Genomic DNA, 22,500 nt, shown 5'->3' on the forward strand with positions numbered 1-22,500 from the left:
ATCGCTTGGCTGAGGCGATAGGTGTCACGTATTGATCGGGGATAACATAGCGTTCGCACGCTGTCAACGAATGAGCGGAATGATTGCCGTCCGGAAACGGGTCCGGTAAGATGCCGACTCGCTTTTAGGGAATCTGAAGCGGGAGCCTATCTCTGTGCGATTGCATTTTGACTGCTTCTCCGGGGTCAGCGGAGACATGATTCTCGGCTCGCTCGTGGATGTCGGATTGCCCTTCAATCGCCTGGTCCGAGGATTGAAGGCGTTGCCCGTCGAAGGGTTCCGCCTGCGACGGAGTGCCGTGATGCGCGGAGCGCTGGCCGCGACCAAAGTGGATGTCGATATCACCAAGGGATTCGGCACGCCTTTGACCGTAGCGCAGATCAGACGGATTCTGAACAAGAGCACGCTCCCGACTCCGGTGAAGGAAAAAAGTCAGGCGGTTTTCGATCTGTTGGCCCAAGCCGAGGGGAAGGCTCACCGAGTGGATCCGCACCATGTCCATTTCCATGAGGTCGGGGTCATCGACTCCTTCGTGGACGTCGTCGGCGGCGTCTTGGGACTTCATCTCTTGGGCGCGGACCGCATCACAGCGTCCCCGATCAATGTCGGGTCGGGGACCGTGCAATCCGCCCACGGTTCCTTGCCCGTGCCCGGCCCGGCTGTGGCGGCTCTGGCTGCCGGACTGCCGATCTATGTCGATGGCCCGGCGCGTGAACTGGCGACGCCGACCGGGGTCGCGCTCCTGAAGACGATGGCGCAGGAGTTCCGCGGGTTGCCGCCGATGCAAGTGCGGAACGTTGGGTATGGTGCCGGTACCGCCGATCCCCACCATTGGCCCAATGTTCTTCGAGTCTTCGTCGGCGACGAGGAGCCGGACTCTCAGGCATCGAGCGATACGATCGTTGAACTGCAGACGAACATCGACGACTTGAATCCGCAGGTCTATGAGTCGGTCTTCGAGCAAGTGTTTGCCGCCGGCGCCCTGGATGCGACCCTGACTCCGGTGACGATGAAAAAGGGACGTCCGGGTATCGTCCTGTCGGTCCTTGTGCCGCGGGAGAAGGTGGAGCCGGTGCTGGGTATTGTGTTCGCGGAGACGACGGCCCTCGGCATCCGCCTGGCGGATGTCCGGCGTCGGATCCTGCCCCGCCGGTTCGAAACGGTGTCCCTGCGCGGGGGATTGGTGCGGATCAAACTGGGAATGGCCAAGGCCGGCCGAACCAAGGCCGCGCCGGAGTATGAAGACTGCCGACGAATCGCGGAACGGACTGGGCGTCCGGTGAAAGACATCCTCGAGGAGGCCGTCGTGGCCTATCGGCAGGGAGTCTCCGAGAAGGCAAAAGTACGAAGGACAAAGTAGCAGTGCCGTGCGCAAAAGGCGAGGCTAATTTCGGGAGCAATGCGAACGACATGGGACGAGTCATGATTCGTGCGAGTGACGGGCGAGGATGGTCTTGACGATCCTTCTCTACGCCGCGCTGTTTATCGTCTCGGTAGTGGTGACCCTGGCGGGATGCCATCTCTTTACGAACGGGATTGAATGGCTGGGCAAGCGGATGAAGATTTCCGAGGGCGCAGTCGGCAGTATCTTTGCCGCAGTCGGCACCACGCTTCCTGAAACCTCCATCCCCATCATCGCGATTTTCTTCGGCCACAGTCCCGAGCAAACCGAGGTTGGTCTGGGCGCCATTCTCGGCGCTCCGTTCATGCTGAGCACGTTGGTGTTGCCGATATTGGCCGGGTTGTTGGTGCTCTATGCCAGGTTGGGCAAACGCACGGCGACGTTCAAGCTGGACTATGCCGAGGTGCGCACCGACATCCAGTTTTTCCTCACCGGATACCTCGTGGCCCTCGCCTGCGTGTTCGTTCCGAGCAAACCGGTTCATATGGTGGCCGCAGTCGGCCTGCTGAGCCTGTACGTTTATTATATGAAGCTGAAGTTTTCGGCGGAGGATGAGGATGACGGCGAAGGAGGCGGGGATTTGGAGCCCTTGCTGTTCTCCCGCCAATCCCAACACCCATCGTATGTGCTCATTGCCGCACAAGGAGCCGTGGGATTGATGGGGCTGGTCGGGGGCGCCCACCTGTTCGTCACCGCGGCCAATTCCATCTCGGCCGAGTTGCACGTGTCGCCGTTGATCCTGTCTCTGTTGATTGCGCCGTTGGCGACAGAGTTGCCCGAGATGTCGAACAGCTTTCTCTGGCTGTACCGCAAGAAGGATCGGCTGGCCGTGGGAAATGTCACCGGCGCCATGGTCTTCCAGGGCACGATTCCGGTCTCGGTCGGACTGCTTGGAACCGGATGGACGCTTGGTACGACGGCTTTAGCGACGATGGTCTTGGCGGTAGCCGCAATGGGTATGAGTCTTATCCAAGTGATGCTGTCGGGGCAATGGCGGCCGTGGTTGCTGAGTGGCAGCGCGCTGCTGTACCTTGGCTATACATTGTTTCTGTACACGCATGGCTCCTAAGTCTGTGAACACAATCCGAACAAAGCGGGTCGTCCGTCCGGCCAAGCGCCGAACGCCCGCGAAAAGTCCGCTCCCTCTCTTGGGGTTGACGATGGGCGATCCCGCCGGCATTGGCCCGGAAGTCATTGCCAAGGCTTTGGCCGATAGGGCACTCGGCCGGCTCTGCCGGCCCGTCGTGATCGGCTCTCGGTCGGTCATGGAGCGGACGATCACCTCACTCAAATTACGGCTGCGGGTAGTCGACGGCGAGCGCGCCTTGACCTCGATGCTCGGTCCCGGCCAAGTGGCGGTGCTGGATCCGCTTGAGACTCCACTTCAGGATTTCGCCATGGGAGTGGCGGCGGCTGAGACAGGCGCGGCCTCCGTGGCCTTCATCAAGAAGGGTGTGGAACTGGCCATGACTGGACGCATCGGCGGCATCGTCACTGCGCCGATCAACAAGGAAGCGATGAATATGGCCGGATATCACTATCCCGGCCATACGGAGTTTCTGGGGGACCTGACGCGGAGCCCGGAAATGGGCATGATGATCGTGGGCGGTCCCCTCAAGATCATGTTCACCACGACCCATGTGGCGATCCGTGATCTGTCGCCGATGCTGACCACCGAGCGGATCGCCAAGGCGATTCGGTTGGCCCATCTGGGCTTGACCAGGTATTTCGGCATTGCGACGCCAAAAATCGGCGTGGCGGCCCTGAATCCCCATGCTGGTGAACATGGGTTGTTCGGAGATGAAGAATCGACGCGTGTTGCACCGGCGGTGCAACAGGCCCGGGCGGCCGGTATCGATGCCAGCGATCCGCAGCCCGCCGATACGCTGTTCGGGAAAGCCGCGCGCGGATTGTATGATGGGATCGTAGCCATGTACCACGACCAGGGCCTGATTCCGCTGAAACTCGTGGCCTTTGGGACATGCGTGAATCTGACGGTCGGGCTGCCGATTATTCGGACCTCCGTCGATCACGGCACAGCCTATGATATTGCCGGTAAAGGTATTGCGGAGCACGGCAGTCTGCTGGAGGCCGTCAAAGTGGCGGCGCGGCTGGCCCGGTCGTGGCAGCCGCCGACAGGCGCCCATGCCGGGGTCTGATCCATGATGGGGGAATGTCACATGAGCACGGTTGGTGTGTCGATCGTCGAACAGCAAGTGAAAGAATTGGATGCCATCGCAAAGCAAACGAATCAGGATTTGAACACCGTGGCGGGCACCGAGCGGATGTCGAAGTGGAAAACCCGAACCGTCGCGTTACTCACGCAGCATGTGGGGCAGAAGGAAGCGGAAGAGTTCGCGCGCAAACAGACCGGCCCCTCCTTCACGAACGATCTCGTCGAAGAGTTCAATGACGATGTCGACTGCTTCCGCACGTACCTCAATGCCCTGGCCAAGCGGTTGCGCGCGACACCTCCCGCGCCGGCCGGATAGGCATCGATGCCGAACCCCTCTCCCTTGCCTCCTCCGCTGAAACGGCTCGGTCAGAATTTCCTTATCGATCCCAACATCGTCCGCAAGATCGTGGCCTTAGCCGGCGTGACTCCGCAAGACAACGTGTTGGAAATCGGCCCAGGCCGTGGGGCGCTGACCGAGGCATTGGCGGCAGCGGCCGCCCGGGTCGTGGCGATCGAAATCGATCCGCTTCTGCATCAATATCTCATGGCGCGGCAGGCCGAGTGGCCCAACGTCGAGTTGATTTGTGCCGATGCCTTGGAATATCCGACGGCGACGCTGCCGGTCGGGACCATCGTGGTGGCGAATCTCCCCTACTATATCTCCACGCCGTTGTTGTTCATGTTGTTGGCGCAGCGAAACCGCTTTCCGCGGTTGGTTCTGATGGTACAGGAAGAAGTCGCCGATCGATTGGCCGCAAAGCCGGGTGAGGAGGCCTATGGCGTTCTTTCCGTGATGGCTCAGTATGCGGCCGAGATCACGAAGGCGTTCCGTGTCTCAGCCAACTGTTTCCGACCCCGTCCCGATGTGGGCTCGGCGGTGGTGTCTTTGCGGGTGAAGGAAGCGGGGAGTCTCGACTGCGGCAACTACGCCGACTTCAACGCGTTGGTGAAGGCTGGGTTCGCCCATCGCCGGAAGACGCTGGTGAACTCGCTGCGGAATGAAGGTTACAGTCAGGGAACAGTCGTCGAGGCACTTGCAGAGATGGACCTCCAGGCTACGGTGCGGGCCGAAACGCTGTCGGTAGCTCAGTTTGTGGAATTGGCCCGACTCCTTCCGGCCCCAACCCCACGACCCTGTGCGGCTGAGAGGCAATGAGGAGGGGCAGAAGACTGCCCTATGGCGCGGTGCAGGGAGGAAATGTCACGGGAGGGGTTGAGGCTTTGCCGGATCCAGGCATTACGGCATCGACCAGTCCCTGGGATAGTTGGGCGGGGTTAAGAATGTCGATACTGTTGTCGCGACACTCGACAAGATTTTCTTCACGTAGCCTGCTGATCATACGGCTCACCGTTTCGGGCGATGCTCCCACCAGTTGAGCCAAGACCCGGCGATCGCACTTCAAGGGGATTGTGACTGAGTCTGCCGACACCCGGCCGATTTGGTCTGCCATCCATAGTAAGGTATGCGCAACCCGCGCATACACGTCGCAGGAACTCCGCAGATAATATCGGACCTCGAGCAGGTGAAGTTGCGCGCACAGGTAGCCGAGCAACTTGCGCATGATCTGCGGCGAATGCTGAAGACAACGATTGACCAGCGGTTGGGGCAAGAAGATCAGCGTCGTCTCCGTCAAGGTCGTAGCGGTGACGGCTCCTCGACTTGGTTGTTGGAGTGCGGCCGCCGGATCGATGAGTCCGCCTGGCCCAGTCAGCTGGCCGACCGGTTCCTGCCTGCCGTGGTCCCACCGCGATTCGAGCACCAGCCCCTGACACACGACGTGGACACCCGTAGAGATACCGCTTTGGATTAAGAGAGCCTTGTTCGCCGGGTGGGTGGTTGCAACACACTCGTCCGGCGAAAGTTTTCTGCACTCGGCAAACAACTCATCCGCCGAACACCGCTCCCTCACAAGACATTGCTCGCATCCTGGATGGGCAGAATTTGAGATGCGCTGAACCATCGTAAGGGGGTCAAAACAGCCTGGCATGCGGTCCTCAAAGGGCAGTGAGAAATACGTAAATACCGTGTGGTATTTCATCATCATGCCATGGGTTTCTTCGATCGAAAAGCACTTTTCCTCTTCCCGCCGAATTCCCCATAAGCGTCGCATAAAGGTCCCGTGTTTGATCGGGGGCAGGTTCGTACGATGAACCACCTCGGGCCGGTCGATTCGTTGCCTCGGTTGTCAAACCTGAAGACAGAGTGTGACGAATAACGTCAATGACATGACCAAATCCGCACCTGGCAGTTCCAGCCAGTGATTCCGGTCACGGTGAGCGTGATGCAGATCACGCGATCCATGATTTCACCTGCCTGTTGTCGCCAGACATCACACGATGTGTAATCCCCTTGTCGGAGATATCCTAAGTATTTTGTGATTTTTCAGAGACTTAGGGCGTGTCGTCCCGACCGTCCTTTGGAATTCGATCAGGAGAGCCAGGGCCAAGGTCGTTATGGGCATAGGGCTTGCCTAGGTACACCCGCGCGTTGCGGAGGATCGGGAATCAACGAAGCAATGACGGTAGGGGAACCTTGATGAAGACATGCAATCTGAAACTGCGGGGTCTATCCGCTCTGGACGAAGGATTCATTCTGGCTATGCTGTCGCTGAACGCTCAACTCCGCTTGAACCCGGCGTGGCGGGTGGTGGGAGCGGAGGCGCCCCAGGCCGTGATCTACGATTTGGGGGATGCGGAGTCCTTCGTGGACTGGAGTCGTGCACAGCAGGACCGTGTTCCCGTACCGGTCGCCTTAGCGGAGCAACAGCCGATCGATGCTGGGTGGTTTTTGCAGAAACCCCTGCGGGCCGATCAATTGATCGAAGTGTTGAACGGAATTGCGGCTCAGCTCGGGAGTATTTCGACGACTTCCGCCCCGGTGATCGCGACGGGAGTCGCTCCCACCAAACAGGCTGAATCTCCGTTGCTCCACCGCTTAACCACGGTGGTCGAACGGCGTCAGGCATTGGGGCATATGAAACGCGACATCAAGCTTATTTTTGCGGGAACCACCGGGGCGGGGAAATCGACGGCGATCGGCGCGATCAGCGACATCAGACCTATCAGGACAGAGGCGCGTGCGACGGACGAGGTGGCCAGGAAGAAAGAATTGACGACGGTTGCCATGGACTATGGGGAAATGATGCTCGGCGCGGACCGACGCGTGCGGTTGTATGGCGCGCCGGGGCAGGGCCGGTACGACTTCATGTCCCGGGTACTCAGCCAAGGCGCCTTGGGGCTGATTCTGCTGATCGACAATGTGTCGGTCGATCCTTTCCCGGAACTGGACTATTACCTCGACCTCTTCACTGATCTGATACGCGAAAGCGCTCTGGTGGTCGGGGTAACCCACATGGACTTGTCGGCCGATCCACCCTTGGAACGGTATCGAGACCACCTCAGAAATCGAGGGTTTTCAGCGCCGGTCCATGCGGTGGATGCACGAAACAAGTCGGACGTGCTGATGTTGATCGAAGAATTGGTGAATAGGCTCGAGGCTGCGGCATAGGGGGAGCATGTACAACGATCTCGAAAATCGGGTGTTTCAAATGGCGGTCGATTCGATGAGCGAGCATTGCGACGTGCTCGATGCGGTCTTGGTCGCCTCGCTGGACGGACGCATGCTGGCCACGCACCAACGCGGGACTTACGCGGTCGAGCGGGCCGCGGCGATCGGAAGCTCGCTGATGGCGTTGGGCGATGCGATGGCAAACGAGCTGAAACTCGGCACGTGTGAAGTCGTGATCGCGGAAAACAAAGAGGGGATCGTCGTCTTCAATCACATCAACGAAGACGTGGTCTTGGTGAGCCTGACGCAGAGTAAAAGCGGCCTGGGAACGTTGCTGAGCTGGGCAAAAAAGACGGCGGCGGATACGGCCTCATACCTGAGGGCCGTCCAGCAGTGACGAATGCGCGGGCATTCATGACTCAACAAGGGAGTCAGTGTCGGGGGCGAGGAGCCCGTTTATCAACCAACTCATAAGGAGACAGCAGCTATGGCATCGTTGAATGATCTGTGTAAGGAAGTGATCACCAATGTGGATGGAGCGTTGGCCTGCGGCGTCGTGGACGTCAATACCGGTCTTCTGCTCGGGGTGTCGCACAACGTGCCCTATTTCACCCAGTCGTACCTGGACGCCGTCGCAGCCGCGGCAACGGACATGGTGCGGGGCAAGACCGTGCGGGCAGTCGAAAGCCTCCTGTCCACTCAGCGAGGCAAGAAGGTGGAGAACAGCATCAAGGAAATTCAGATGACGACGGAGGCCACCTATCACTTCATGGCCACTCTTCCGCAGAAGCCGAATTGCCTGGTGGTCCTGATTACCAGCAGAAAGACCAACATGGGTATGGGCTGGGCCGGTGTCCGCGGCAGCATGGACAAGTTCGCGCCCTTGTGCCCGTAGTCGGCCGTCGGCGGTTAACGCCGACTTTCGGAGCCTGACCCGGCCGAGTCCGGGTCAGGTTCGAACCTGCGAAATGGAATGCAGGGGCATGAGTGCGGCGGCAGATCCTCTCAAAGGAGATGACACAGGCGGCGATGAGTTCGGAAGGTACCATCGAATTTCTGGGCGCGGTGGGTGGCGAGACGGCCTATCGGCCTGAGGACGTTCAGCGACTGCGGGCCTTGCCTCAAGCGGCCCTGACGCACGGCGAACAGTTCACCGGGCGGCCTGCGACTCTGCTGTATGCCGGGCGGCAGGATATCGTAAAGCTTCGAGCCGAGGTTCGGCTCGACCAGTTGAATGCCAGGCGATGGGCCATGCAAACGCTGGAGCGGGAACGGAAGCTTCAGGTGCATCATCCGGGAAAGACCTGGTTCCTGATCCATCATGCGAACCAGGATAGCCCGACGATCGGAAGTATTTGTCCGCTCCTGACCCCGCTGCATACCTTGATGCGTCCCAAAGAATGCCAGCGGGACGGCGCGGAGCGGCGGATCGGATATTTGCTGGAGCTCTTCAGGCTTTACTTTCGAGTCTTCCGTGACCATCAGTCCAGACTCGACGAAGGTCTGTCGAATTTCGGGCTCGACGAGCATCAACGGTTGTATTACCTGGACGACGATGTGTACGAAGCCGATGACCTGTCGGGCTTCGTCCAGATGCTCGGGGTCTATTTTCGTTCTCTGGAATGGCTGTCAGCCGAATGGGCGGCCCAATTCGGCATGCAGCTCCGGCAGGTGTTCCTCGAATACTTCGAAGATCCTCACCGCTTGTATTTCATCGGAAGCCTGCTCGGAGATCTCTGTATTCCCGCCCCGCCGAGACAGGCAGCGCTCGAGGCGTTCAAGCAGACGATGGTCGATCAGCGGCGTGCCCGACGTCAGGCTGTGCTGCTGCCGGATAAGGAAATCATCGCGGTCATGGCCGACGTCCATGCCAATTTGCCGGCCCTCGATGCTGTGATCGGATTCTTGCAACAACGGGGTGTCGATAAAGGCATCGTATTGGGCGATGTGGTGGGCTATGGCCCTCATCCCAATGAATGCATCGCTCGCCTCCAGAAATCGGCCTACACCGTCTTGAAGGGAAATCATGACCTTGCCGCTGCCGTGGGGCGGGCCGGGGAAGGTTTCTCCCGCTATGCCCGTTGGGCCATGGAGTGGACGATACCGAAGTTGTCCGAAGAGTCCCGGCATTGGCTCGAGGAACTTCCTCCGGTCCTGCAGGGGGAAGGCTGGCTCGCCGTCCATGGTTCCCCGCTGGATCCGTCCTACCTGAACGCCTACGTGTACGAAATGACGTTTGAGGACAATCTCAATCTGCTTGAACGACGGCAACTGCATGTCTGCTTTCACGGGCATACGCATGTGCCCGGCGTGTACGCCCGTATCCCGAAGTCGCGGGACCGTCATGTGGTAGAGACCGAACAAACCTTGGGAGCCTATGCGCACTGCCTTGTTTGCCCCGGGTCAGTCGGGCAGCCCAGGCAGGGGCAGCAGGGGGCTCAAGTGGCGCTCTACGAGGTTGCGGGAAAAACCCTCAGCTTTCACCAGATCGCCTATGACGTCCAACAGACCGTGCAGGACATGCGCGCGAATGATTTTCCCGAGACCCTGATATCGCGGTTGTTGACCGGCTACTAGCTTCGCGGCCGGTCAGGTGCGGGGGAGGAAGCGATGGATCCTAAATCATGGCTCTGGTACGGGGTGGTTGCGACAATCACGGTTGCGTACGTCGTGGCCTTGGCCGGAATTCGAGCTGCCAAGCACCATGATGTCAGTCATCACAGCCGGCGGATGCTGACGGCGAGCGTGATCGTGGGCTTGTGGCTGATCGCCTATGTCACGAAGCAAGTTCTATTCGGGCGTGAGCAGTTCGGCGGAAGTCGAGCGGAGTACTGGGGGCTCTATGTGCCGGTGTTTTCATTGCACATGCTCTGCGCCTGCCTGACGATCGCGATGGGATCCTACAATCTCTACATGGGGTTTACCCGGTTGTACATGGGAACGGGCGTCGGCGCGATGGTGGCCGGTGTCTCGTTACACCGGCGGTTGGGTCGTTGGATCGTGTGGAGTTTCAGCGGCACGATGGCGACGGCGTATCTGATCTATTTGATGCTATTCGTCTGGTTCCCAGCCTAGCAGGGTGATCGTAGAGGGAGCTCCCTTAGCAACCGGCCGACGAGTTGGCGATTCGGTTGAGATAGGCCGGACGAACGAGGAGAGAAGGTCGCATGTCGACACAATTGGGACACGACAACCGACGGTCTGGGGTGAGGTATCCGGTATCCATGGCCATTCGGTTCTCTTGCCTGGCCCAAGAGAGAACGGGGCATCTGGTCAACGTGTCGGCGAAGGGGTGTTGTGTCGTCAGCCGCAACGGGACACGAGGGCTGACTGCGGGCAAAAGCTTTGTGATCGTCTGGATGAAACTCCCGGGTGAGTCGACGACGATTCGGGTGAACCCTGCCCGAGTTCGTTGGATACAGGACGACCGGTTCGGTCTCGAGTTCATTGCCGCCAAGAGTGCCGATTTCGTTCGCATTGAGCGCTTTCTCAACACGTTGGCCGAGCCCGAGTCCCGATGACGAACGGATGGAGAATCAGCAGGCGCGATCAGCCATCCACGCGCGAGGAGATGGAGCGATGACCACTGGGCCATATATCAGCGAGCGAGCCGATCGTCTGCAGGTGATCGCCTGCGTAAGCCGATTGGAAGGGGACATTCCGACGCTGAGCCAGCGCTTCTACGATCACCTGACGGAGATCGATCCGGAGGCTAATGCTGCGTTGAAGGGAAGTGCGGCCTTTCGCCAACGGAAATTCGCCAACCTCTTCATGACGTTTCGCAGCCTCAAATATTTGGAAAGGATGGAGCCTGTCCTGCGGGACATGGGCGAGCGCCACCGTGGGTATCACCGCCAATTCCGGCTGTTCTTGCCCTCCATGAGGCAGGCTTTGTTGGAGACTCTGCGGGAAACGCTCGGCGCGGAATTTACGCCGGAAATGTCCCGCGCGTGGGAACGGGTCTACCATGATCTCACGCTGATCATGCGGGAGGCCGGCTCATTGGAGGAGCCGGAGCGTCGTGTGGTGGGAAATGGGCCCTGGAATGGGTCCGAGAGAAAGGGACCTTGGGGCAATGTGCGATGGGACAATGGCCTGCTGGAGGCGATCGGTGGGGAATCAATGGTTCGCCGGGTGCACCAAGTGTTTTATGACGCGATATTCGATGATCCTTGGATTGGGCAATTCTTCTTCGGCAAGCCCAAGTCCCTCCTGGTGGACAAGCAAACCGAATTCATGGTCAGCGCATTCGGCGGGCCGCACCGGTATCAGGGGGCCACTCCGGCCGTGGTGCACATGCATATGCTCATTACCGACGAACTCAGTGATCTTCGAGAGCGGTTTCTGAGACGCGCGATCCTCTCGCAAGGGCTCAGCGAAGAGATTGCAGACCGGTGGCTTGCGGTCGATCGATTGTTCAGACCCACCGTCGTGAAGAGCTCGGTGGAGGACTGCACCGTCACCACCATGGGGCAGTCGCCGATCGTCGCGGTGAAGCCCGCCGGCTACGAAGACCCTACGCTTCCCAAGCCGACGAATCAGGAGGATGCGGCCTGACCCCACGTCTTCCTACCCGTCGTCAGTCCCGTTCGATCCAACCGCACTGTCTTCCGGCTCAGGCCTGCAGTATCTTCGCATCGCCGGACGACTTCCGTCGTTTGTTTGAATTGACTGCCCCCCTATGTTACGATCCGCCGATATGGGTGTATCCACCACGGCGAAGCGCGGTGACGCCCGCTCAGCTCCTCCTCGTTCGTCACACGTCAAACGTGAAGTGATCGGGGTTCTCCTGATCGCAGCCGGGCTGCTGATTTTGCTCAGCCTCGTGTCTTTTGTGCCCGGCGACGCCAAGATCCTCACGTCTGCCGGGAACATCTCGACTCAACCCAAAAATATGATCGGATCCGTCGGAGCCGTCGTGGCGGCCGGGTGTTTCTTTCTCATCGGCGGGGCGGCGTATTTGTTCCCGCTGTTACTGGGACTCCTTGGCGCGCGGTGCTTCACGCAGACTCCGCTGACGGTTCGTATCCGGAACGCCGGCAGTTCGGTCGCCGCGGTGCTGCTGCTTAGCGCGTTCCTCCATCTCGAGATGACTGCCGTACCGACGATTTCGAGCGGTATGGTCAACCGGGGCCTGGCCGGCGGGATCATTGGGCAGGTGTTCGCTGAAGGGCTCAGGGGCTACTTCGCCAATACCGGCGCGCACATTTTGATTCTTGCCGGATTGGTGGTTTCGCTGCTGCTGACCGTTCCTCTTTCGCTGTCCGTGTTGCTGCAACGGGTGCCGGAATGGTGGGAAACTGCGCGTGAGTGGGGACTGGCTATGATGCCGGAATGGCCTGCGTCCAGCGAGCCGGCTCCCAAACGGGCGAAGCCCAAGGCCCAACGAGTCTCACGCGAACCCATTGAAGATGCTGAGGATCTCGAAGCTCGATTCATCGCCGAGTCCGTGGAAGCCGCGGCGCCTGTGGTGGAGCCGCCGAGGATTCAGCCGACGATTCGGGCCGAGAAGCGGTCGGTACCGGCGGAGCGACCGGAACGTGAAGTCGTGACGGGGCAGTCGGTCGGTAGCGGCTACCAGTTGCCGGATCCGCAGGAGCTGCTGAGCGATCCGTCCGGCCCGCTCTCCCGCTTGAGCGACGACGAGCTCAAGGCTCAGTCGGAAGTCCTCACCAAGGCGCTGCGGAGTTTTGCGATCGAGGGGCGTGTGACCGAAGTGCGGCCAGGGCCGGTGGTGACGATGTACGAATTCGAACCCGCCGCCGGCACCAAAGTGGCGCGGATCGTCAATTTGGCGGACGATTTGGCACTGGCGCTCAAGGCCATCAGCCTCCGGATTGTCGCGCCTCTGCCGGGAAAATCGGTCGTCGGGATAGAAGTGCCGAATCCGTCCCGCGAAACCGTGTCTATGAAAGAAGTCGTGATGAGCGACTCGTTCACGCGCTGTCGGTCCAAGCTCGGTATGGCGCTCGGGAAAGACATCTTCGGCAATCCCGTGACGGCGGATCTCAAGACGATGCCCCATCTCCTGGTGGCGGGTGCCACCGGCGCCGGAAAAAGCGTCAGCTTGAACACGATGCTCTTGAGTCTCCTCTTCGCGGCTAAGCCCGACGAGGTGAAGTTATTGCTCATCGACCCGAAGATGTTGGAGTTTCAAAGCTACGATGGTATCCCGCATCTCCTCCGGCCCGTCATTACCGATCCAAAATCAGCCTCGCGGGGGCTGGCCTGGGTGGTCCAGGAAATGGAACGCCGGTACAAGCTGCTGGCCGAGGCCGGCGTGCGGAACATCGATGCCTACAACCGTAAGGTGGCCGAGATTCAAGGCGTGGTGACGGATGCCTGGCAGACGAGCAAGCCGGAGCAAGCGGAACTGCAGTTCATGTCGGAGGAAGCGCGGCTGTCTCAAGGCGAGACCGCCGAGCCGGCCGGAGAGAACGGCCCCACCGATTCGGTCGCAACGCCGACGCCGCCGGAACCGTTGCCCTATATCGTCGTCATGATCGACGAGCTGGCCGACCTGATGATGGTGGCTCCCAAAGATGTCGAGGACAAGATCGCACGCTTGGCGCAGATGGCGCGGGCATCCGGCATTCACTTGGTGCTGGCGACGCAGCGACCGTCGGTCGACGTCTTGACCGGTTTGATCAAGGCGAATTTTCCGGCCCGCATCGCGTTCCAAGTCTCGTCGAAAACCGACTCGCGGACGATCCTCGATGCCAACGGCGCGGAGGCGTTGCTTGGGCGCGGAGACATGCTCTATCTCGCATCCGGAACCGGGCGCCTGACCCGCTTGCATGGCTCCTTCGTGTCGGACGACGACGTGCGGCTGGTGGTCGAGTTCGTCAAGAAGCAGGCGCTGCCGTCCTATAACCAGGAACTGCAGTCGCTCAAGCAGGAAGAGGCGGCGGAAGAGGAAGCCAAGGACGAAGTGTACGAGCAGGCGAAGGACCTGGTGCTATCTACGGGCCAGGCTTCGGCGTCGTTGATTCAGCGTCGGCTGCGGGTCGGCTATCCGCGCGCCGCCCGGATGATCGAACAGATGGAAGCGGAAGGCCTCGTGGGGGCCGCCGGGCGCGATGGCCGCAGGGAAGTGTTAGGGCGACGGGGTCCCGTCGGGGGTGATGAGGTATGAGCGGATTCGTGACGCGGTTGTCGGTGCTGGTTCTCTATGGCCTCCTGGCGGTGCCGAGCCTATTGCCGGCTCAGGACACCGTCGATGAGAAAGCGTTGCAGGAACTGCAGGAAGTCGTGACGAAGATCCAGGCCCGCTACGAAAAGACCAAAGATCTGCAGGCAACCTTTACGCAGAAAACGAAGATCGAGGGATTTTCCAAGCCGGTCGTGTCGAGCGGGCGATTCTATGTCAAGAAGCCGGGACGGCTGCGGTGGGATTATGCCGAACCCTCAACCGAGGAAATCTACGTCGATAAGGACGACGTGCGCATGTATGTGCCGGAGCACAAGCAGGTGCTGGTCGGAAAACTGACCAACATGGCGGCCTCGCAGGCCCCGTTACAACTGCTGCAGGGCGTCGGCAAATTGAATGAGGAATTCGATATCGAACCGACGGCGGCGAAGGAGCGTGGTGCGGGAGGCATTCCCCTGCTGTCCTTGACCCCGAAGCAGGGTCGATCGGAGCCTGAGCGGGCGGTGCAGCGGATCGTCATCGAAGTGCAACCGAAGACCTATTTTCTGAAGACGATCGCGCTCCATGAGGTCAGTGGAAACGTGGCCACGTTCGAGTTCGCCGACATCAAGCCGAATACCGGCCTGAAAGACGAGCTGTTTGATTTCAAGGTGCCCGCCGATGTAGAAATCGTGAGGGCACCGGTGATGAGTCGACCCTGACCGGTATCCCGTGGAGTTGTGTCCGATGAGTGTTGGACCAAGACAGGCCGAGATTGTGAGGGGATCATGAGCCGGGCGGTGGCGGGAACGGTAGCGGAAGCGGTGGACCGGGCGATTGCAGCTCTCGACGTCGAGCGTCTTCAGCGGGAGTATTGGGACCAGAACGAATTCTTGTACATCAAGGAATTCTTGCCTCGGGATCTCGTGGACTCAGTGCTCGTGCCGGACGCGCATGCGGTGAAGACCGATCTGAACCGCAACTACATTCCCGGTCACAAAAAGGGCGGGAGCGTCAGCTACTACACCGTCATTGAAAAGGCCCCCCAATTCCTCGAGATCTATCGATCGGGCGCCTTTCGGAATTTTTTGAATCGGCTTACGAAGGTCACTCTGCTCCTGTGTCCGGACAACGATCCCCACAGTTGCGCCTTGTACTATTACACGGAGGCGGGTGACCACATCGGGTACCACTATGACACGTCCTACTATAAAGGGGCGCGCTATACGATCCTGATGGGATTGCTCGACCATTCGAAACAGTGCCGCCTGGTGGCCGATCTGTACAAGGATGTGCCCGGCAAGCAGCCGATTCACATGGAGTTCGCCACCGCGCCGGGGGACTTGGTGATTTTCAACGGCGACAAACTCTGGCACGCGGTGACGCCGCTCGGCGAACAGGAAGAGCGAATCGTCCTGACCATGGAGTATGTTACGAACCCGGATATGGGCGCGTTCAAGCGGTTGTATTCGAACCTCAAAGACTCCTTCGCGTATTTCGGCCTTCGCGCGGTCTTCAAGCGGGCCTATACCCCGGGCGTGAAATCCTGAATTGCCCGGTCGTTCTCACGCCACGAACTGATCCTTGAACAGGACGTGGTCTTCGACGGCATTCTTCAGCACCCGCAACAAGTCCCGCTTCAGCACTGGTTTGACCAGATAATCCCGCACCCCCAGTTTCATCAACGAGATAGCCAGCTCGAAATCCGGATAGCCCGTCAGGACCACGATGGGAATCGATGGAAACTCCGAGCGAAAGAAGACAATCGCATCGACGCCGTCGATGTGAGGCATGCGGATGTCGCAGACAATCGCATCGACCATCAAGGGGTTGTCGCCTTCCCTGAGGGCTGACGCCGCCTGCCGACCGTCCGAAGCTTCGACGACTTCATAGCCCGCTTGGAGAAGGGCCAGCCTGACTGATTTGCGAATGGCATCCTCGTCATCTGCGAGGAGAATTCGCCCTTCCCGTTGCCCCCGGGGCACATGGATTTCACAACTCATGATGCTCCTCCGGTCTCCGGCAGTGAGGGAAATTGCAGACGGAACGTGGTGCCTCGCCCCTCTTCCGATTCCACGGTGATACGGCCTTCGTATTTGGTGACGATCTTGTGGACGATGCTCAAGCCGAGGCCGGTGCCCTTGCCCGGTTCCTTCGTGGTGAAAAAGGGGTCGAAGATTCTTGGAAGAATCTGTGTGGGTATTCCCGATCCGGTATCCGCAATGCTGACTTCAATCCGCGAATCCACCAGACACGTGGACAGAGTCAGGCGCCCGGCTCCGTTCATCGCCTGCGCGGCATTGCCGATGAGGTTGACGAACACTTGGTCGATTTCCCCTTTGCGCGCAAGGAGCAAGGCCGGGTTCTTGAACTCTGTGACGACGTCGATATATCCGAAATAGGGAGCGCGACGAACCATTTTCACGGCTTCCAGCAAACGCTCCGCAAGATCAACTTCCGTATCGGCGTCGCGGGACGAAGACCGAGCGTAACTGGCAAAATCTCGCACTACCGTCGAGACGTGGCGGGCATACTGGACGATATCGGTGGCAAACTCCCGGATCGCAGCGGGATCGTTTTCGTCCTGAATGAGTTCCGCCATGCTCAAAATGGCTTGCGCAGGATTGTTGATTTCATGAGCCATTCCTGAGACCAGCGTTCCTAAACTGGAGAGTTTCTCTGCCTGGGCAAGCTGCTCTTGGAGCTGTTGGTGTTCGGTGATGTCCCAGAGCAGAATGCCCACTTGCGGATCGACGTCGGGCGAGGCAGGCACCGCGAACAGGCGGTATCGAAAGACGCGCGTTCCAAGTTTGCATTCCTGTTCTGGCGACGTGGCCTTGTCCTCTGCGCACAGGCTGCTCCACACCTCCGTCAACTGCTGTCGAGTTTCCTGTCTGAAATCGAGTGCGTCCTTGATCATACGACCCGAAAGGGTGCCGCATGAGGAAGAAAAGTACTCGTGGGCCAGTGCGTTTGCATACTGGATGCGTTGATGCCGGTCACACAGGAGCATGGCAATGGGCAGGTTCGTCAGCAGACCCTGAATCATTTCATGGGACGCGCGAACCGCCTGCCCGGCTTTGGCGCGATTCAGGAACTGTCCCAGTTTCATGCCTGTGTCGATCAGGGTCTGAAGGACAGCACCATCGGCTTTCCGAGCGTCTTCGGCGAACAGCTCGAGGACTGCATCGGGCCCCTCTACCGTCACGATGGGAATCGCGCAGGCCGTGTGGAGCCCGAGACGAGAGGCGGTAGGTGTGCGCGTAAACTGGGGAGCAGACAGTACATCCGATATCCACAAGGGGAGGCCGCCGCGGATCGCACTTCCAGGCAGATCGAGTCCTGATGGAAACGTAGTGCGACGGCATAGCGAAACAAAATCGGCCAAGTCATGAGTGGGGCGGGTCCAAGTCGCGATGCAGGACAGCGGAGACTGGGAGGAGGCTCGCTGCCAGAATAGGACGAGGTCCCACGCGCCGAGTTCAGCGATGACGGGAAGCAAGGCCGGGAGCGCAGCCTCCAGGTGATCCGACTGGGCCAGGATGTGACTCACGGCCAACTGCGCATGCTGCCGTTCTTCCGCACGTTTGCGTTCGGAGATATCTTGGAATACGACCACCGCTCCCACTACGCGACCCTGTTCTCGAATAGGGCTGGTGACGTATTCAACCGGAAGTGTCTGTCCATCGAGCCTGAGAAATTCATCATTCTGAATGCGATGGACGGTCCCATCACGGAGGGCGGAGTAGAGAGGGAGGGCGGGTAGTTCGCCGGATTCGTTCGGAGGTCCGGCACTCCGGACAAAGGGCCACACCTGGCAGCCGATTAATTCCTCTGCCGAAGCACCCAGCAGTCTGGCACCGGTTAGGTTGATAAAGGTGATCTTACCGGCCTGGTCCATACCGAAGATACCTTCTGCGGCGCTGTCCAGGATGAGGGCATTCCGATGGCTCAGCCGAAGGATGGCTTCTTCGGCTTGCTTCCGCTGGCTGATATCCCGAATCATCCCGCTGAAAAAGGTTCCCTCTGCGGTACGCCAGGAGGCCAGCGACAGTTCGATGGGAAACTCGCGTCCGTCTTTGTTCCTGCCGACAAGTTCGGCCGTCCGTCCCAATAGTTTCCCCGGTTCACCTTCGGTAATGCGTTTCAGCCCAGACTCATGTGGTATGCGGTAGCGCTCGGGCATGATGAGACCGAGACTGTGCCCGAGGGCATCATGTTTGGCGTACCCAAACATGCGTTCGGCGGCTCCATTCCACCAGATCATGTGTCCGCTCTGATCCGCCAGGATGATGGCATCGGTCGCGGATTCGACGAGGGCGCGGAAACGAGCTTCACTCGCGTAGAGCGCGTGCTCGACCTGTTCTGCGCGGTCGACCAACCCCTTCATCGATACAGCTCGACGGACCACCGCCTTCAGCTCTTGCGAATTGTAGGGTTTGGTCAGGTAGGCGAATGCCCCCTTGCTCAGGGAACCAACCGTATTTTCCGTCGTGGCGTTGCCGGTCACGATAATGATGGGGAGATCGGGGTCCAATTCCATCAGAACCTTGAGGACGGAGAGGCCGTCGATATCCGGCAATTGAATGTCGAGCAAGACCGCGGCGTAGTGTTCGGCCTTGGCTAGTTCCAGCGCAGTGGAACCGGATTGGGCGGTCTGGACGTCATAGCCCTCGTGCGAGAGCATGTCCCCTAGGGACTCTCTGATATCCGGGTCGTCGTCGATGACGAGGATGGGTGCGGCATGCATGGGGACCTTCCTTGCACTGAGACGGCACGGTGTGCCCCCTCAACGGATGCGCGCAAATCTCGTGCCGACACGTACGTGTCAGCAAGCATCTGCGGGGAGGTTCAAATGCTGGACTTTCTTCAATGCGCTCGTTGAGACCATCGGTCATAGCGGCCAAGTGGTGCTCAAAACAATGCGTGCATTATCGGATGAGATACAGCCGGGCGGGTTAGAGGCCGGCTACAAACCCTTGGGGGATGACTCTACGGAGACGAGCGGAAGCGTGAATGTAAAGGCAGTACCGGTGCCTACGGTGCTCTCCACCCAAATCTGGCCGCCGTGTAAGCGGACCAGGCTTTTCGTGATGAATAGGCCCAGCTGCGCACCTTGTGAGGTGGGAAGAGAGGATTCGACTTTGGAGAATTCATTGAATATTTTGGGCAGCTCATGCGCGGCAATGCCGCATCCGGTATCAGCAATGGTGAGTTGCGCAAAACGGCTATCGCGAGCTTGGCAGTGCACGGTTACACGTCCACCCTTGGCGGTGAACTTGATGGCATTGCCGACGAGGTTCCAGAGGATTTGTTCCAGCTTATCGCGATCGGCCTGGACGACGACCGAATGGTCGCAGGGCATGACCTCCAGCTGAATCGACTTCTCATCCGCCATGGTTTGAAAGCTTTCCACGACGTCTTTTGCAAATTCTCCCAAGCGCAGGGGTTCGGGTTTGATCTCGATGCGGCCCACATCGAGACGGGACCAGTCCAGCAGTTGGTTGATGATGCGGGTCAATCGATCGACATTGTGGCGGATTCTGTGGAGGTAGTGCACCTGGCGATCGGAGAGGTTGCCGGTCAGCCCGTCCAACATGTTCTCGACGAACCCTTTGATGGAGGTCATCGGCGTGCGCAGTTCATGCGAAGCGACCGACACGAATTTGGAGCGCCGGCGATCATGTTCCTGGAGGCGCTCATTGGCCGATTGCAACTCCTGGGTCCTCCCCAGAACGCGTTGCTCGAGGTTCTGGGTCAGTCCTTCCAATTCGGTGTACGCGCTGGCGTTGTCGATAGCGACGGCAACGTGGCTCCCGATGGTCATCAGGAGGTCCAGATCCTCCTGGCTGCAGACCTGTTCCCCTCGGTCTGCGCCCAGGTAGCCAAGGATTCGTTGCTGACTGCGCAGGGGAACGCCGACGAAGGAACGCATTCCGACTTGTCGAACTAGCGGAAGGGCGACCGCCGAAATGCGCTGGGCCACCTGGTTGACGTCCGATACGAGAACGGGCTTGCCGTGGATCAGCATCTCCGCGAGAATCCCACCGTCGTCCCGCACGGGGATTTCCAACCGGCGAGCGGCTTGCTCAACGGCCGGGGGAACGCCGGCGATTTGCCCGACTGTGGCAAGGCCGTGTTCCCGATCCCAGAGGATCAGCACCATCCGCGTGAATCCAAGATTGTCGATCAAGAGTTGGAGTACGCTGGAGAGGAGCCGGTCCAAGTCCAAGGTGGAGGTGATGGCGGCGCTGGATTGATTCAGTGTGGTGAGCTGGGTGACGTGACGGCGGATGGTTTCCAGGTTGCTGGAAATGGCATGGTCCCGTTCCTGGAGTGATTTGGTCATTAGATTGAACAGGCTCGTAAGTTGACCGACCTCGTCTTGGGTGGTCGGGAGCACAAAGGTCGACAGGTCGCCCTCCCCGACTTTTCGTGCCCCTGCAGCGAGGTTACGCAAGGGTGTGATGATGCGGCGAGCGAGGAGGATCGTGAGGATGATTCCCGTCGTAATAATGGCAAGCGTGAGCAGGATGAAGTTCCAAATTGCCGAGGAGAGCTCACGTTGGAGCGGGACCTCCGTCAAGCCGATCTGTACGACGCCATAGGCTTGAGGGAGACTGCGCGGGGCAACGGCTTTCGAAGTGGTTTCGTCCTGCAATGCCAGAGACTCGAGTCGAGACTCGCTGCGCCGCACCACTGGAACGGCCACATCGTAAAAGGTTTCGTCTCGGGCTGCCGTGGAAAAGAGGGACCACAGCCCTTCGTGTTCAGGGACCGGAACGGAGCCTGAGCCGCTTAATCGAAGGCGCGTCAGCAGCGGTTCTGCGGGTGGGGCCTTGATCATCCCTTCCGCGATATCCGGTCGAGGGAAGTATGGCCGCTCGGGGGACCGGACGGGGCTCGACAGACTCTCAAGTTTGCCCTTGCTCTTGGCGGCCAAGACCTGCCCTTTCGCCCCGGTGATCATCACGTACACCACTTCATCCACGCCCATGACCCCATCGATGAATTGGTCGAGGATGACACGTTCTTCGATGATGATCCCGTAGCGGACATTGTGCGCGAGATTCTTAACCAGGACCGTGCCCAGATCCCGCAGGCGCTTATGCATCGCCGTCTCCTTGCTTTCGACGAAGTACCAGCTGAGTGTCGAGCAGGCAACGATGATGATGAGACTGAAGAAGACCACGAATTTGGTCCGGAGACTGATGAATCGTCCGTGGACCAGGGTCCGGGCGGTTCCCAGCGCGGGTGAATCCTGGATCCGGGATGGGGTGGTGCGGTCAGTAGAGCTCATCTGCTTTGCTCTCGATCTCCTTGGGAATATCGATTCCGAGATACTTGGCCGTTTTCAGATTGATGCTCAGTTCCAGGCGGTCGGGTGGAGCCGGCTTGAGCGGGAGCGCCAGGTGGCCGTCCAAGAGTCGCTGGGTGATTTGCCCGGCCTGCCGACCGATCTCCGTGTAATTGACGGACAGACAGAGCAGTGCCCCGCTCCGTGCAAACTCCTTGGAAAACCCGATGACCGGAACATGCTCTTCCAGCGAGGTGTTGAGAATGAATCGTAGCGATTCTTCCGATAATACCGTGGAATCAGGCATCAGCCAGAGGGCCCCCACGGAGGGGAGTAAGTTGCGAAGCGCCGAGGGTACCTCGCGTTCGCTGCCGATTTGGCTGGACAGCAGGTCCGTCCCGTTGGGTTTCACCAGGCGTCTGACCTCGTCGATGGTTCCGGCCGTCTTGGACGGATCGTACAACGTACCGATCCGTTTGACGTTGGGCAGGACTGAACGGATAAGGGCCAGTTGCCGTTCCAGCGGTACCTCAAGCAGCACCCCGGTCATGTTGCGCGTGGTCAGGCCATACTTGGCCGGGTCGAGCACCATGGCATACACGACCGGAATGTCGACGATTTCCAGTTGCGCCGCCTTTGCGGCCTTCAGCCCGATGGCGAGGACCAGTGCCGGATCTGAAGCGCGGATCTTGCGCGCTAGTTTCCGTCCTTTCTCCAAATCGCCCTCCAGATCATATTCGGAGAGGGTGACGGAGCCTCCAAGAGAGGACTTGAAGCCGGCGATCGCCTGATCATAGGCCGCAATGTCGGACGATTTGAGAATGACGACCTCGGCGGCAAAGGCCGTTGTCGAAAGGGTTAACCAGCACCAGCACAACACCACCCATGCGGCTGCATGCTGTAGGAATGGGCGTCCCTGATCCCGAACAGGCGAGTATGAAGTCGCTGAGTTGGTCACCGTGAACTCAAATTCCCTTCCGACATGTCA

General features: G+C 59.5%; 20 protein-coding genes. 15 read left to right on the top strand and 5 right to left on the bottom strand.

Annotation, left to right across the window (positions count from 1 at the left end; genetic code table 11):
* The first annotated feature begins 154 nt into the window (after positions 1 to 154).
* The 5 genes from larC (at position 155) to rsmA (ending at position 4,734) form a co-directional block, all read left to right on the top strand.
* Complete coding sequence (larC, locus tag KF814_09075; GenBank protein MBX3236291.1) at positions 155 to 1,360, top strand: nickel pincer cofactor biosynthesis protein LarC; 1,206 nt, start codon at positions 155 to 157, stop codon at positions 1,358 to 1,360.
* An 88-nt stretch (positions 1,361 to 1,448) separates the two neighbouring features.
* On the top strand, positions 1,449 to 2,471 hold the full coding sequence (locus KF814_09080; GenBank protein MBX3236292.1) for a sodium:calcium antiporter: 1,023 nt from the start codon (positions 1,449 to 1,451) through the stop codon (positions 2,469 to 2,471).
* Positions 2,461 to 3,561, top strand: a complete 1,101-nt coding sequence (pdxA, locus tag KF814_09085) for a 4-hydroxythreonine-4-phosphate dehydrogenase PdxA (GenBank protein ID MBX3236293.1) — start codon at positions 2,461 to 2,463, stop codon at positions 3,559 to 3,561. Before KF814_09080 ends, pdxA begins: the two co-directional genes overlap by 11 nt.
* Before the next feature lie 21 nt (positions 3,562 to 3,582).
* Positions 3,583 to 3,894 carry a hypothetical protein gene (locus tag KF814_09090; GenBank protein ID MBX3236294.1) on the top strand — a complete coding sequence of 104 codons (312 nt, stop codon included), beginning with the start codon at positions 3,583 to 3,585 and terminating at the stop codon, positions 3,892 to 3,894.
* A 6-nt stretch (positions 3,895 to 3,900) separates the two neighbouring features.
* Positions 3,901 to 4,734, top strand: a complete 834-nt coding sequence (gene rsmA / locus KF814_09095) for a ribosomal RNA small subunit methyltransferase A (protein MBX3236295.1) — start codon at positions 3,901 to 3,903, stop codon at positions 4,732 to 4,734.
* Between the two features lie 19 nt (positions 4,735 to 4,753).
* On the opposite strand, the gene KF814_09100 is transcribed toward rsmA, so the two are convergent.
* On the bottom strand, positions 4,754 to 5,353 hold the full coding sequence (locus KF814_09100; protein ID MBX3236296.1) for a Crp/Fnr family transcriptional regulator: 600 nt from the start codon (positions 5,351 to 5,353) through the stop codon (positions 4,754 to 4,756).
* Positions 5,354 to 6,114: 761 nt separating this feature from the next.
* On the opposite strand from KF814_09100, the gene KF814_09105 reads away from it, so the two are divergent.
* From KF814_09105 to KF814_09150, 10 genes are all read left to right on the top strand, one after another.
* Positions 6,115 to 7,086, top strand: a complete 972-nt coding sequence (locus tag KF814_09105; GenBank protein MBX3236297.1) for a hypothetical protein — start codon at positions 6,115 to 6,117, stop codon at positions 7,084 to 7,086.
* Positions 7,087 to 7,093: 7 nt separating this feature from the next.
* On the top strand, positions 7,094 to 7,483 hold the full coding sequence (locus KF814_09110; protein ID MBX3236298.1) for a roadblock/LC7 domain-containing protein: 390 nt from the start codon (positions 7,094 to 7,096) through the stop codon (positions 7,481 to 7,483).
* Between the two features lie 90 nt (positions 7,484 to 7,573).
* Positions 7,574 to 7,981 (top strand): hypothetical protein, encoded by a 408-nt coding sequence (locus KF814_09115; protein MBX3236299.1) that lies wholly within the window; start codon positions 7,574 to 7,576, stop codon positions 7,979 to 7,981.
* Positions 7,982 to 8,115: 134 nt separating this feature from the next.
* On the top strand, positions 8,116 to 9,663 hold the full coding sequence (locus KF814_09120) for a metallophosphoesterase (protein MBX3236300.1): 1,548 nt from the start codon (positions 8,116 to 8,118) through the stop codon (positions 9,661 to 9,663).
* A gap of 33 nt (positions 9,664 to 9,696) precedes the next feature.
* Positions 9,697 to 10,161 carry a DUF420 domain-containing protein gene (locus KF814_09125; protein MBX3236301.1) on the top strand — a complete coding sequence of 155 codons (465 nt, stop codon included), beginning with the start codon at positions 9,697 to 9,699 and terminating at the stop codon, positions 10,159 to 10,161.
* A gap of 92 nt (positions 10,162 to 10,253) precedes the next feature.
* Positions 10,254 to 10,607: a PilZ domain-containing protein gene (locus KF814_09130; protein MBX3236302.1), complete on the top strand. Its 354-nt coding sequence runs from the start codon at positions 10,254 to 10,256 to the stop codon at positions 10,605 to 10,607.
* Between the two features lie 58 nt (positions 10,608 to 10,665).
* A complete protein-coding gene (locus tag KF814_09135) occupies positions 10,666 to 11,643 on the top strand; it encodes a hypothetical protein (protein ID MBX3236303.1) in 978 nt (325 codons plus the stop codon).
* 142 nt (positions 11,644 to 11,785) lie between these two features.
* On the top strand, positions 11,786 to 14,221 hold the full coding sequence (locus KF814_09140; GenBank protein MBX3236304.1) for a DNA translocase FtsK: 2,436 nt from the start codon (positions 11,786 to 11,788) through the stop codon (positions 14,219 to 14,221).
* An 8-nt stretch (positions 14,222 to 14,229) separates the two neighbouring features.
* On the top strand, positions 14,230 to 14,937 hold the full coding sequence (locus tag KF814_09145; GenBank protein MBX3236305.1) for an outer membrane lipoprotein carrier protein LolA: 708 nt from the start codon (positions 14,230 to 14,232) through the stop codon (positions 14,935 to 14,937).
* A gap of 66 nt (positions 14,938 to 15,003) precedes the next feature.
* The gene (locus KF814_09150; GenBank protein MBX3236306.1) at positions 15,004 to 15,765 is read left to right on the top strand and encodes a 2OG-Fe(II) oxygenase; all 762 of its coding nucleotides are present in this window, start codon (positions 15,004 to 15,006) and stop codon (positions 15,763 to 15,765) included.
* Between the two features lie 15 nt (positions 15,766 to 15,780).
* Here the strand turns inward: KF814_09150 and KF814_09155 are convergent, their stop codons facing one another.
* The 4 genes from KF814_09155 to KF814_09170 all read right to left on the bottom strand — a co-directional run bounded on the left by KF814_09155 (position 15,781) and on the right by KF814_09170 (position 22,470).
* The gene (locus KF814_09155) at positions 15,781 to 16,218 is read right to left on the bottom strand and encodes a response regulator (protein MBX3236307.1); all 438 of its coding nucleotides are present in this window, start codon (positions 16,216 to 16,218) and stop codon (positions 15,781 to 15,783) included.
* Positions 16,215 to 18,965, bottom strand: coding sequence for a PAS domain S-box protein (locus tag KF814_09160; protein ID MBX3236308.1), 2,751 nt, complete (start codon positions 18,963 to 18,965; stop codon positions 16,215 to 16,217). Before KF814_09160 ends, KF814_09155 begins: the two co-directional genes overlap by 4 nt.
* A 219-nt stretch (positions 18,966 to 19,184) precedes the next feature.
* Positions 19,185 to 21,515 (bottom strand): GAF domain-containing protein, encoded by a 2,331-nt coding sequence (locus tag KF814_09165; GenBank protein ID MBX3236309.1) that lies wholly within the window; start codon positions 21,513 to 21,515, stop codon positions 19,185 to 19,187.
* On the bottom strand, positions 21,502 to 22,470 hold the full coding sequence (locus tag KF814_09170) for an ABC transporter substrate-binding protein (protein MBX3236310.1): 969 nt from the start codon (positions 22,468 to 22,470) through the stop codon (positions 21,502 to 21,504). The genes KF814_09165 and KF814_09170 overlap by 14 nt, the downstream gene beginning before the upstream one ends.
* Positions 22,471 to 22,500: the final 30 nt, after the last annotated feature.

This window comes from Nitrospiraceae bacterium, assembly GCA_019637075.1.
Taxonomy (GTDB): domain Bacteria; phylum Nitrospirota; class Nitrospiria; order Nitrospirales; family Nitrospiraceae; genus JAHBWI01.

Excerpts from the sequence above, each read along its gene's own strand:
- KF814_09080 (MBX3236292.1), top strand. The coding sequence starts at position 1,449 with ATGGTCTTGACGATCCTTCTCTACGCCGCGCTGTTTATCGTCTCGGTA.
- pdxA (MBX3236293.1), top strand. The coding sequence starts at position 2,461 with ATGGCTCCTAAGTCTGTGAACACAATCCGAACAAAGCGGGTCGTCCGT.
- KF814_09090 (MBX3236294.1), top strand. The coding sequence starts at position 3,583 with ATGAGCACGGTTGGTGTGTCGATCGTCGAACAGCAAGTGAAAGAATTG.
- rsmA (MBX3236295.1), top strand. The coding sequence starts at position 3,901 with ATGCCGAACCCCTCTCCCTTGCCTCCTCCGCTGAAACGGCTCGGTCAG.
- KF814_09105 (MBX3236297.1), top strand. The coding sequence starts at position 6,115 with ATGAAGACATGCAATCTGAAACTGCGGGGTCTATCCGCTCTGGACGAA.
- KF814_09110 (MBX3236298.1), top strand. The coding sequence starts at position 7,094 with ATGTACAACGATCTCGAAAATCGGGTGTTTCAAATGGCGGTCGATTCG.
- KF814_09115 (MBX3236299.1), top strand. The coding sequence starts at position 7,574 with ATGGCATCGTTGAATGATCTGTGTAAGGAAGTGATCACCAATGTGGAT.
- KF814_09120 (MBX3236300.1), top strand. The coding sequence starts at position 8,116 with ATGAGTTCGGAAGGTACCATCGAATTTCTGGGCGCGGTGGGTGGCGAG.
- KF814_09125 (MBX3236301.1), top strand. The coding sequence starts at position 9,697 with ATGGATCCTAAATCATGGCTCTGGTACGGGGTGGTTGCGACAATCACG.
- KF814_09130 (MBX3236302.1), top strand. The coding sequence starts at position 10,254 with ATGTCGACACAATTGGGACACGACAACCGACGGTCTGGGGTGAGGTAT.
- KF814_09135 (MBX3236303.1), top strand. The coding sequence starts at position 10,666 with ATGACCACTGGGCCATATATCAGCGAGCGAGCCGATCGTCTGCAGGTG.
- KF814_09140 (MBX3236304.1), top strand. The coding sequence starts at position 11,786 with ATGGGTGTATCCACCACGGCGAAGCGCGGTGACGCCCGCTCAGCTCCT.
- KF814_09150 (MBX3236306.1), top strand. The coding sequence starts at position 15,004 with ATGAGCCGGGCGGTGGCGGGAACGGTAGCGGAAGCGGTGGACCGGGCG.
- KF814_09155 (MBX3236307.1), bottom strand. The coding sequence starts at position 16,218 with ATGAGTTGTGAAATCCATGTGCCCCGGGGGCAACGGGAAGGGCGAATT.
- KF814_09160 (MBX3236308.1), bottom strand. The coding sequence starts at position 18,965 with ATGCATGCCGCACCCATCCTCGTCATCGACGACGACCCGGATATCAGA.
- KF814_09165 (MBX3236309.1), bottom strand. The coding sequence starts at position 21,515 with ATGAGCTCTACTGACCGCACCACCCCATCCCGGATCCAGGATTCACCC.